Here is a 12110-nt window from a genome sequence, read left to right as displayed (position 1 = left end):
ATGCGCAACACTTTAAAAACTGCTGTCCGCTTGACCGTGATTGCCTCCGCCATGCTCGGCGCGTCGTTGTTGGCTGCCACGGCCGTGCAAGCGGCTACTACCGTGACGCCGGGGCAGTTCAAGGTCGGCATGGAGATCACCTACCCCCCATTCGAATCCTACGACGAGAAGAAGAACGTCGTCGGTGCCGACCCTGACCTCTCGCGCCTGCTCGCCAAGCACATGGACCTCAAAGCGGAGTTCGTCGACACCAAGTTCTCTAGCCTGATCCTCAGCCTCAACGCCGGGCACTACGACGCGATTATTTCGGGCATGTACATCACGCCGGAGCGCCAGACCCAGGCACAGACCATTCCCTACGCTGTAACCGGCGCGGCGATCATGGTGCTCAAGGACAGTCCGCTCAAACCCAAGGTGCCGGAAGACTTGTGTGGGCTGAAAATCGGCCTGGAAAAAGGCACCACGTGGGTCACCCAGTTCAACAAGCTCTCCACCGAATACTGCGTGCCGAAGGGCAAAGGCCCGGTCGCCGTCAGCGAATTCCCGTCGGCACCGGAAGTGACCCAGGCGCTGCTGTCAGGGAACGTGCAGGCGCAGGTAGAAATCGACGGCGCCGCCGGCATGATCGCCGAACGCACCAAGGGCCGCGTGGTGGTCAGCACCGAGCATTCGATCTATCAGCAAACGCTCGGCATCTACGTGAAGAAGGGCAATGACGAGCTGTATCAGGCGTTGCTCAAGGCCTTCGACGAGACCAAAAAATCCGGCGAATACGCGGCGCTCTTGAAGAAATACAACCTGGAAGAGCCCGCGAACTGACGGCTTGATGCGTCACCCGTGTAGGAGTGAGCTTGCTCGCGATTGGCCGTGACAGACGATGAAGGTGTGTTGGCTGTACCGAAGTCATCGCGAGCAAGCTCACTCCCACAGGGATCGCGTTTGACAAGAGAATCCCGCCGGGCCCCGCCCTGCTGAGGTGTGTGTATGCAATTCGAATGGTCCTACTTTTTTTCTCTGTTCTCGGTCGCTGACTTCTGGGAATCCTGCATCACCGTGATCGAACTCAGCGCCCTGGGCTGGTTCATCGGCATGCTGCTGGGTTTCCTCCTGGCCTCGGCCAAGCTCTCGACCGCGCGCTGGATCAGCGTGCCGGCGTCGATTTATATCTGGTTCTTCCGCAGTGTCCCGCTGCTGGTGTTGGTGGTGTTTACCTACAACCTGCCACAGATGTTTCCGGTCACCCGCGACGTGCTGTCCAACCCCTTCTATTCCGGCCTTCTTGCGCTGGTGGTCACGGAAGCGGCGTACATGGCGGAGATCCACCGGGGCGGCCTGATCTCCGTTGCCAAGGGCCAGAAAGAAGCCGGTCGCGCTTTGGGCGTCGGACTGATCGGCATGCAGCGTCTGATCGTCATCCCCCAGGCATTCCGTATCTCCCTGCCGACGCTGGTGAATGAATACATCACCGTGGTGAAACTGACCTCACTCGTGTCAGTGATTTCCCTCACCGAGCTGCTGACCGTGGGCCAACGCCTCTACGCGCAAAACTTTCTGGTCATGGAAACGCTGTCAGCCGTCGCGGTGTATTACGTGATGATCGTCACGGTGTTCGGCTGGCTGTTTCACTGGCTGGAGCAGCACCTGGAGCTGAGCAATCGCAAGCCGCAAACCCTCGACGACCCTGCCCTGAGTAACCTGCGCACCAGCCTGGTCGCGCAGCCCACGGTAGTGCGCCAGCCGACAATAGGGCCAGGTTCGGCGCCAGCGCTGCAACTGGTCAACGTCCACAAAAGCTACGGGCAGCATGAGGTGCTCAAGGGCATCAATCTGGAGGTGGAGGCCGGGCAGGTCATCTCCATCATCGGCCCGTCGGGCTCGGGCAAGACGTCGCTGATTCGCACGGTCAACAGCCTGGAGACCATCGACAAGGGTGAGATCATCCTGTTTGGCGAGGGCTATATTCACGCCGGCGACAACCCCAACGCGCCGCAGATCCGCCGGGGCGTGCAGCGCATCGGTATGGTGTTTCAGAACTTCAACCTGTTCCCCCACCGCACCATTCTCGACAACGTGACCCTCGCGCCGCGTTACCACGGCCGGGACCGGGACCTCAGCGAGCAACGCGCCTACGCCCTGCTCGACAAGGTCGGGCTACTGGCCCACGCGCACAAATACCCCCATCAGTTATCCGGCGGTCAGCAACAGCGCGTGGCGATTGCCCGGGCACTGGCGATGGACCCGCAGATCATGCTCTTCGACGAACCGACGTCTGCGCTGGACCCGGAGTTGGTGGGCGACGTGCTCAAGGTCATCGCCGACCTGGCGAAGGAAGGCATGACGATGCTCATCGTCACCCATGAGATGGACTTCGCCCTGTCGATTTCCGACCGGGTGATTTTCATGGAAAACGGCATCGTGCAGGTCGACGCCGCGCCGCAGACGATTCTTGCCGATCAGTGCGGCGAGCGCGTGCGCAGGTTCATGGGGCTGGATCACGCCGTGACGCAACAAACGCCTGCGCTCAAAGAAGCTTGAGCCTCACAGCCCCAGCATCAACCCGCTCAGGCGCTTTACCTTGCGCCGCAGCGCTTCTTCAAACACGCCCTGACGCGGCTCGATCAGGCTGAACCAGTGCTTGGCCCGGGTGATGCCGGTGTAGATCAGCTCCTTGGTCAGCACCGGGTTCAGCGCCTCCGGCAGAATCAGCGCCGTGTGCGCGAACTCCGAGCCCTGGGATTTGTGCACCGTCATCGCGTACACCGTTTCCACGTCATTGAGCCGGCTTGGCAGCACGAAGCGCACACCGCCGCTGCCGTCGTTACGCGGGAACGCAACACGCAGCGCCTGACGGTTTTCCTCGACCGGCCCCTCGGGCAAACGCAGGGCAATGCCGATGTCGCCGTTCATCAAACCCAGCCCGTAATCGTTGCGCGTCATCAACACCGGGCGCCCCTCGTACCACTGATGATCGCTCTCGATCAGTCCGGTGCTGAACAGCGTTTCAGTGATCCGTCGATTCAGCCCTTCCACGCCCCACGGCCCTTTGCGCACGGCACACAGCAGCTGGAACTCATCGAACGCATTCAGCACCTGCCGCGCCCACTCGACACTGCGCGGGTCTTCGATCTGCGTCAGGTCTTGCGGCCGCTGCGCGTGCATCACGCCCAGATAATGGCGATAGCCTTGCGGGCCATCGCCGTGACCGTCGAGCAGCAGTCGCGACAGCGCGCGGTCCTGCTCACCCTTGAGCGCCAGGGAAAACAGGTCCGGGTACTGGCGAGCCGCGAGCAATGCGCGTGCTTCCTGGTCCTGCTGCTGATTGACCAGCTTCGCCAACTGACCGATGCCGCTGCCGGCCACGAAACGCCGTGAATGGCGCAGCATCACCACCTGTTGCGCCAGGGCGTGATGCTGATCGTCGCCCTGCTGCAAACCGCTTCTGGAAAGATCTTCGCCGCTGACCGATTCCAGCCACGCCTGGGTCTGCGGGCTGTACATGCCCGCCTCCGCGTCGCGGCACAAATCGCCCAGCACGGCGCCAGCCTCAACTGACGCCAGTTGATCCTTGTCGCCCAGCAACACCATCCGCGCATGGGGCGGCAATGCGTCGAGCAGGTTGGCCATCATTTCCAGGTCGATCATCGAGGCTTCATCGACCACCAGCACGTCCAGCGGCAACGGGTTGCCCGCGTGATGCCGGAAATGCCGCGTGCCCGGACGACTGCCCAGCAAGCGGTGAACCGTCGTGACTTCGCTGGGGATCTTCTGCCGCACGTCTTCCGGCACTTGCAGCGACTGCACCTGATGACTGATCGACTCGGTCAGGCGTGCCGCGGCCTTGCCGGTCGGTGCCGCCAGACGAATACGCAACGGCTTGCCGCGCTCAACCGCTGGCGATTGCAGCAGTGCCAGCAAACGCACGACCGTGGTCGTCTTGCCCGTGCCGGGGCCGCCGGTGATGATGCTGAACGCGCCTCGGGTTGCCAGGGCGCAGGCCAACTTTTGCCAGTCGATTAAGGCGTCAGGCGCCTGGTTGGCCGGGCCGAACAGCGCATCCAGCCGCTGGGGCAAATCGCTGAACCCCGTTTCCACCTGAGCCAGTCGACGACGCAACGCCGCATCGATCCGCCGTTCATACGTCCAGTAACGACGCAGGTACAGGCGCCGATCGGACAAAACCAACGGCCTCTGTGCCGCTGCTTCGCTGAGGTCCCCTGCGTGGGCCACCAGCGCGCTGGCTTCCAGCGCCTTGCACCACGTCGCGCCGTCGAGGGATTTGAGCAGCGAGGACGGCAGCAGCATCGGCGTCGACAACACATCGCCCTCCGGCGGCAGCGACAGGGCGAAGTCCGGCTCTTTCAGGGTTTCATAGAGGTCCAGACAGACGTGCCCGTGGCCCAACTGGTGGCTGGTCAGCGTGGCCGCCAACAGAACCAGCGAATCGGCGGCAGGATCGAGCTCAGCCAGAAACGCCACGAAGGCTTTGTCCAGCGCGCGCAACCAGCCGCGTTCGACCCAGCGCTGCAGCAACAGCAGCAGGTCATCCACCCGGCTGAGGGGCTTCAGCTCGGCGAGGCTGTCGGCGTCCAGCGCCGAGGGCATCAAGTGAGCGAAGGTCCGGTTCATACGAGGTCTCCTGACAGCACGTCGGCCGTGATCGGCACTCGGCCCTGAAACAGCAGATCGAGACTTTCGATCAACTCACGGCGCGGTCGGGTGAACCACGCACCCTGACTCGCCCCACGACTGCCACGCACGAACAGGTACACCGCGCCGCCCATGTGCCGGTCGTAATCGTAATCGGCGAGCCGCGCCTTGAGCTGACGGTGCAAGGCCAGCAGGTAAAGCACGTATTGCAGGTCGTAGCGGTTGTCCAGAATCGAGTTTTCCATCGCCTGCTCGGTGTAGGCATCGTCGTCGACGCCCAGCCAGTTGGATTTGTAATCGGCAACGAAGTAACGGCCTTCGTGCTCGAACGTCAGGTCGATGAAGCCCTTGAACATGCCGTTCAGCGAAACCGTTTCTGCCGCCGCCCTCGGCGCACCGTTGTGGGTGTATCGGCGAACCAGCGCGTCCATCTGCGCCACATCGACTTTCGAGCAGGCGAACCAGAACTCCATTTCGACGCGGTACTGGTTAGGCTGATCCAGCTCACACAAGGCCATGGGCTGCACATCTGAGCCCAGACGCAGCGGCAGGGTCAGCAGATGCTGCAGCCAGTCGGTCAGCGTGTTGATCCAGCCTTTCCAGTCGCGCCTATTGCAGCGTTGGGCGACGACTTTCTCCAGCGCAAGCGGATCGGCAGCCGCCTCGGCAAAGCCCTTTTCGCCCGCCCATTCCAACAGCCCGTGCAGGAAGGTGCCGGGGTTGGGGCCACGCGGGAATCGGTGGATATCGCCGCCGCTGACCATGACCTCGCGCGGCGCATCCGGATCGAGACGCTCATCGTCGAACAGCTTCTGCGCTTGCGGACTGTCCGGCGACTGATCGCCGCTGTCAGTGATGGTGTCGCCAATGCGCAGCGCGCTGTAGGACGCAATCCACCAGTTCTCCCGAGCGCTGCGCCGGGGCACGCGTGGCTTGCTCAATGCGACCTCGTTGCGCGGCGCGCTGAAGGATTCGGTGGTCGGCAGTGGAACGGGTTCAACTTTCACGGCCGGGTGGTCCTCTGCCAGCGATCGCAGCCATTGGCCCAATGCCACTGACTCAGCCAGCTTCTGCCCGCCGCCGAGCAAATAGCCCAGTGCCGAGCGGTGCAATATCGAAGCGCTGTTGCTGCCGCGCTTGAGATCGGCAACGCCCAGCCAGCACGCGTGTTGCGCGCGGGTCAGGGCCACATAAAGCAGACGCAGGTCTTCCGCCAGACGCTCGTCATCCGCCTGTTCGATCAGCGCCGGCGTGGGTTTGAGACTGATCTGCGCGTGGCCGGCGGCGTCGTGGAAGTGCAGCGGCAAACGGCTGCCGTCCACCGGCTTCGTCGAGCAGATGAAGGGCAGAAACACCAGCGGGTATTCCAGGCCTTTGGATTTGTGAATGGTCACGACCTTGACCAGTTGCTCATCGCTCTCGAGGCGCAGGATCTGCTCTTCCCCCGCTTGGCCGGACAGGGCCAGATGCTCGCTCAAATGACGAATCAGGGCCTGCTCGCCATCCAGCTCGGCGGCGGCCTGCTGCATGAGTTCGCTGAGGTGCAGCAGGTTGGTCAGCACACGCTCGCCATCGGTTCGCTGAACCAGCGCCTGCGGCAGTTTGAAGTCGTGCAGCAGCCGCCGCAGCATCGGCAGCACGCCTTGGGTGCGCCAGATGCGTCGGTAATCGCGGAACTGCATGACGCGGTTTTCCCACGCCAGCTCGTCCTGATTCAACAACTCGAGTTCGGCCAGCGGCAACGCGAGGGTGATGCAGGCCAAGGCCGCGCGCAGGGTTCGCTCGGCGTCAGGCTCGGCGCAGGCCTTGAGCCAGGCGAGCAGGTCATGGGCTTCTTGCGCGGCGAACACCGAGTCCTTGTCCGAGAGATACACACTGCGCACACCCCGCGCCGACAACTCGCCACGCACCGCCTGGGCTTCCTTGCCATCACGCACCAGAATTGCGATGTCGGCGGGCAGCAGTTGTCTCAATGGCTCTCCAGCTTTGGCAAAGCCCGCTTGCCCTTGTTGCCCGGCGTTGAGCAAACGCACGATCTCACTGGCGCAGCTCGCCGCCAGTTGCTGACGATAGACCGTGCCCGACACTGGCTGATCGGTTTCCAGCTGCCAGACGTTGAGCGCCGCAAGCACCTGACCGTCGACCTGCAAAGTCTCTTTACGGCCTTGAGACCCGACTGCCAGAAACGGCACGGGATTGTCCTCGGGCGTGCGGAACAGGAACGCCCCGCGACCGGCCTCGCTCGTCTCCGCGCGCGTAAACACGTGGTTCACCGCATCGACCATCGCGTGGCTGGAACGGAAGTTGGTGCCCAGCGTGTGCAAGCGTCCGGTGGTGGCCTGACGGGCGCGCAGGTAGGTATAGATGTCAGCACCACGGAACGCGTAGATCGCCTGCTTCGGATCGCCGATGAGAAACAGGCCGGTGCTCTCGTCGTTGGCCTCAAGCCGGTAGATACTGTCGAAAATGCGGTACTGCACCGGGTCGGTGTCTTGAAACTCATCGATCAGCGCGACGGGAAACTGCTCGCGGATCAGGGTCGCCAGGCGCTCGCCACCGCTCCCGCGCAGGGCGGCATCCAGGCGCAGCAGCATGTCGTCGAAACCCATTTCCGCGCGGCGCCGCTTCTCTTCTTCGAAGCGGGCGCCGACCCATTGCGCGGCGTGTTCGAGCACCGCTGCATCGGGCGTTGGCAGCGTGTCCAGCGCCACCTTGAGCTCGACCATCGCCTCGAACGCGGGGTGCGATGGCGGATTGTTCTTCCACGCTTCGGCAATGCCATCAGGCGTCAGCCGGGTGAAACCGGTGCCGAGGTCGAGTTGCTCTTGCTCGTCGTCATTGGCCCAGGCAATCAGCTTGTCGAACCAGGGTCTGAAATAACGCTCCTGCATCTTGCGGCCATCGACCACTTTGCAGGCGACGCCGTCGATGCAGATCGCATGCAGCTCTGCGGCCCAGTTGGCCCACGGCGCCTTGAGCTGGCGGAGGGTTTCGCGGCGCTCCTGAATCGACTGCTCGATGATCTGCGTCGGGGTTTCAGTCACGCTTGCCCGTTCACTGCCGAACAATGCGCGAACCCTTGGCAGTAGCGCCGCGGGTCCGCCCCAGTTCTCGCGCACCCATAGCAGCGCGTCGCCGCTCATGGGGTAACAGAACTTGCGCCAGTAATCGCGCAGCACTTCGCTCAGCAAATCGGTGTGATCGGTTTCCAGGCTCTGGGTGAACAGGCTGCCGCTGTCGAAGGCGTGCTCGCGCAGCATGCGCTGACACCAGCTGTGGATGGTCGAGACCGCCGCTTCGTCCATCCACTGCGCCGCGATGTCGAGACGGCTGGCGCACCCGGGCCATTGCTCAATGGCGAACTCGTCCCGCAACCCAGCGATCAACGCATCAGGCGCTTCGATTTCTTCACGAAAGAACCGCGCGGCTTCGGCCAGTCGCGTGCGAATACGGTCGCGCAGTTCCTTGGTCGCTGCGTCGGTGAATGTCACCACCAGAATCTGCGGCGGTAACAGCTCTCGGCCGAAGCCAGAAATCTCGCTGCCGTGACCCAATACCAGACGCAGGTACAGCGCCGAGATGGTGAACGTCTTGCCGGTGCCGGCGCTGGCTTCAATCAGCTGGCTGCCTTTCAGTGGGAAGCGCAGCGCCAGAGGTTGTTGTGCGTCACTCATGCGCCGGCCTCCTCGCGAGAAAGTGCCTGCCAAGGCGCTTCAAAAATCGGTTTGTACAGCGCCTCGCACCAGCCCACGAATTCCTCGCTGCCCAGCAACGCATCAAAGTCCGGGAACTGGCGCGCCAGCGCAGTGCTTTCGGCACGCTCGCCCTTGCTGTTCTGGCCATCGCCTTCATAGGCTTTACGCGCGGCAGCTTCGGCTTTGATTTCCTCGTTCTGGCCTAGCCAGGAAAACGCCGTCTTCACCGCAATCGGAAGCGGTCGCTGCATGCCCTGATGCCAGGCCAGCAACAGGTCATTCAGCGTGCGCGTGGCAGTGTCCTTGTCCAGCGGCGGCAGCAAGAGCGTCTCGTCACTGGCCACCAGCGCGGTGGTCAACGGCAGATCGCACGCGCAGGCCACCAGATGGTTCACCCAAGGCTTGGTCAGGCGATGCCACTTGCGTGTCTTCTTGCTGGCGATGGCATTGGGGATAGCGGTGATCGCGAGTAACTCGTTCTGAGGATTCTGATAAAGCCCATCGACCCAGCCATCGAGCTCGACGCCCTGATGCTGATAACTGACCGGCAACGCGCTGTGCAGCCGCACCGGCCAGCGAATCAGCAATTCGTGATAGCGGGCGACGAGGTCGGGTAGCGGTTCGATCAGTTCATCCTGCAGCAACGTGCCAAACCCGGCCATCGGCAGCAAGCCGCTGCCCTGCAAGCGCGTTGCTTGAGCATGGAGCGATTCCTGAATGTCCTCGGGATCTGTGAGCGCCGCTTGCAACAGACTGTCGCTGAGGCCATAGCGCTCGAGCGCGTCGAGTACGAACGGCTCCTCGTCCGCCAATGGCGCTTCGGCGACTTCAAAGAATATCTTCAAGCGCTGACTGAAGAAGTGCTTGACCGGATTGCGCAGGAAATCCTGCAATTGCATCAGGCTCAACGGCTCTTCCTGCTGGTGCTTTTGCAGCGCTTTTGTTTCCCCTGCTTCGGTGACGGCTTCGTGCAGCACCTGCCATTCTCGGGCGAAGCTGAAGAACTCCGGGTTCTCCTGAAAGTACTTGGCGCTGAAAGGCTGCAGCGGATGCTCGACGGTGAGTCTGTGCAGCAACTGCTGGCCCGGATCACGCTTTTTATCGTCCTCGGGCTCGATGGCATCGGCCAGCCGCCAACCGCTGGACAGATGATCGCGCAGCTGCCCGATGAGCACCGAAGCCGGCCGCTCGGAGTTGTCGCGAATACTGCGCCCCACCCAGCTGATGTACAGCTGATCACGGGCGGACAACAGCGCTTCCAACAGCAGATAACGATCATCCTCACGCCTGGAACGGTCGCCGGGACGGTAATCGCTGCCCATCAGATCGAAATCCAGCGGCGGCTGCGCGCGTGGGTAATCGCCATCGTTCATACCCAGCAGGCAGACGATTTTGAATGGAATGGCGCGCATCGGCATCAGCGTGCAGAAGTTGACCGATCCGGCCAGAAAGCGTTGGGACAACCGCCCTTGATCAAGCCCGGCCAGCCAGGCTTCACGCACGACCGTCAACGGCAATTCTTCTTCCAGGCCAACGGTCTCGCAGATCTGCAGCCAGGTTTCACGCAGGGTTTCCAGCTGACTGAGCAGGTAGTCGTCGTGCTCACTGTCGGCCATGAAGAACAGCTGCATGATCGCCTGAAGGCGCGCACCCCACATCGCGGGCGTCGCGGGTTGGGAGAGTTCGTTGTGCGCGACCTGAAGCGCGTCGATCAGGGACACCAACGGGCCAATAAGAGCCGCATCGAGCCCGCCGATTTCGTCATACGGCTGAATGCCGTCGTAAGCCGCACCCGCCCCAACGGCGTACCCCAGCAACATGCGACGCAGACCGAAATGCCAGCTGTTCTGCTCAAGCTGTTCCGGTAGCCCTAGCCCTTCACGCTGCTTCGCATTGAGCCCCCATCGCACACCCGCGCCCTCAATCCAGCGATGGAGGGTTGGCAGGTCTCGCTCATCAATGCCGAACCGTGCTCGTAATGCGGGGACGTCCAGCAGATCGAGGATTTCACTGACCGGGAATCGACTGTCCGGAATCTTCAGCAAATGCTCGACGGCGATCAGCAACGGATCACGGCCACGCTGGCCCTGATCGGCGAGGGTGAAGGGAATAAAGCGGCGATCGTCGCGATCCAGTTGGCCAAACACTGCGCGAATGTGAGGGGCGTAGCTGTCAATGTCTGGGACCATGACGATGACGTCCCGCGGACGAAGGTCCGGATCCCTGCTGAAGCGCGCGAGCAGTTGGTCGTGGAGCACCTCCACTTCGCGCTGGGCGCTGTGGGCGACATGAAAGCGAATGGAGCGGTCGGTCTTGATATCCACGGGCGGCCAGACTTCGCGGGTCTCGCTCAAGGGGCGCAGCTCGAGGATATCGTCCTGGAGTTGATTCAGGAGTGTCTTGGGCTCGCTCTCGCTGAACAGGTCGATGCGCCCGTCGCGAAAGATCGAGCGATAGCTGTTCGGGTCGTCATGACTGTCGAGCAGATTGATGTAGTCACGACCCTGCTTGCCCCAAGCGGCCAGTAACGGGTGAGCGTGCTGGTGCAGCGCATCAGGGTTCAGCACCACTGGCATGCCGGGTTTTCGCGATTGGCGTTTGTATTCGTGGCGCAGGAGATCCTTGTCAGCCACGATGTCTGCCCAGTGATGGCGGCAAGGGTTGTGAACGCAGAGCAGGACCTGACTGAAACGGGCTAGCCCGGCAAGCGCCTCTAATGCCTGGGCGGGCAAAGAGGAAATACCGAAAACGATCACCCGCGCCGGCAAACCGGCCGGTGCCTCGACCAGGCTATTGATGCGTTCGATGTAACGTTGATGCACGCCGGCCCGGCTCTGGGCCATCCCCTCTGCCCCGACATCATGGAGCAGCGCACGCCACAGTTCGGCCTGCCAGCAGTTCTCTGCTTTGAGCGGCTTTGCCTCTCCCCGCCCGGTCCTGAGTTGGTGCTTGCCCGCGGCCCAATCCTCCAGCCAGTCGGCGCGATACACCTGATATTGATCGAACAGGTCAGCGAGTCGTTCGGACAACTGGTAGCGCTTGCGCAGGTCTGTATCGGCCGTCAGGAATCGCTGCAGCGGCTCGAAGTGCGGCTGATTGATCAGGCCGGGCAATAGACGCATCAAACGCCAAGTCAGGGGAGCCTTATCGAGCAATGAGGTTTCCGGGATCTCTGCCTTGCCCAACACCGCACGGTACAGCTGCCACATAAAGCTGCCAGGGAGCTGCACATCGATCGCAGCGGCAATGCCGCAACCCCCTTGATCGTCGTCCTGTGCATCTTCTGCCAAAGCAAGCTTCAGCCACTGCGCAATGCCGTTGCTTTGAACCAGCGCTACTTCGTTCTCAAGCGGAGTCAGGGGATAACGCCGCATCCAGGACACCACAAGGCCACGCAGTTCATCCAGGCGATTCCCATGGACCACCATAAATCCGGGGTTGAGATTGGATGTCACCGGCATAGCTGCGTCCCTTGGTCTTTCAAAAGAGGGAGAAGACTAACAGAGGGTGAGGATTCGTTATCGGTCGATCTTGTCAGGGCGACTGACAACTGCGCTCATCCGCTGTTAGGTATGAGGATGACTGCCCGCTTTTCCGCGCGCAAAAAACAAAACCCCATCTGCTTTCGCAAATGGGGTTTCGGAATTTAATCTTGACGATGACCTACTCTCACATGGGGAAACCCCACACTACCATCGGCGATGCATCGTTTCACTGCTGAGTTCGGGATGGGATCAGGTGGTTCCAATGCTCTATGGTCGTCAAGAA

Annotated in this window: 5 protein-coding genes and 1 rRNA gene; 2 read left to right on the top strand and 4 right to left on the bottom strand. The window is 62.0% G+C overall.

Annotation, left to right across the window (positions count from 1 at the left end; translation table 11 throughout):
* Both ABEH28_RS11055 and ABEH28_RS11050 read left to right on the top strand, forming a co-directional pair.
* Window positions 1–819, top strand: a complete 819-nt coding sequence (locus ABEH28_RS11055) for an ABC transporter substrate-binding protein (protein WP_346629953.1) — start codon at window positions 1–3, stop codon at window positions 817–819.
* Window positions 820–984: 165 nt separating this feature from the next.
* Entirely contained in the window at window positions 985–2535 is a 1551-nt protein-coding gene (locus ABEH28_RS11050; protein ID WP_346629952.1) for an amino acid ABC transporter permease/ATP-binding protein, read from the top strand.
* Between the two features lie 3 nt (window positions 2536–2538).
* Here the strand turns inward: ABEH28_RS11050 and recD are convergent, their stop codons facing one another.
* The 4 genes from recD to rrf form a co-directional block, all read right to left on the bottom strand.
* Window positions 2539–4626 carry an exodeoxyribonuclease V subunit alpha gene (gene recD / locus ABEH28_RS11045; protein WP_346629951.1) on the bottom strand — a complete coding sequence of 696 codons (2088 nt, stop codon included), beginning with the start codon at window positions 4624–4626 and terminating at the stop codon, window positions 2539–2541.
* Window positions 4623–8321 (bottom strand): exodeoxyribonuclease V subunit beta, encoded by a 3699-nt coding sequence (gene recB / locus ABEH28_RS11040; protein WP_346629950.1) that lies wholly within the window; start codon window positions 8319–8321, stop codon window positions 4623–4625. Before recB ends, recD begins: the two co-directional genes overlap by 4 nt.
* Window positions 8318–11803, bottom strand: a complete 3486-nt coding sequence (gene recC / locus ABEH28_RS11035; RefSeq protein ID WP_346629949.1) for an exodeoxyribonuclease V subunit gamma — start codon at window positions 11801–11803, stop codon at window positions 8318–8320. The genes recB and recC overlap by 4 nt, the downstream gene beginning before the upstream one ends.
* 189 nt (window positions 11804–11992) lie before the next feature.
* Window positions 11993–12108: ribosomal RNA gene (gene rrf / locus ABEH28_RS11030) — 5S ribosomal RNA — on the bottom strand.
* Between the last annotated feature and the right edge of the window lie 2 nt (window positions 12109–12110).

Source organism: Pseudomonas sp. Ps21-P2 (assembly GCF_039672565.1).
Lineage (GTDB): Bacteria > Pseudomonadota > Gammaproteobacteria > Pseudomonadales > Pseudomonadaceae > Aquipseudomonas.
The sequence above is the reverse complement of the archived record's forward strand: the minus strand, read 5'-3'. Positions and strand labels throughout refer to the sequence as shown.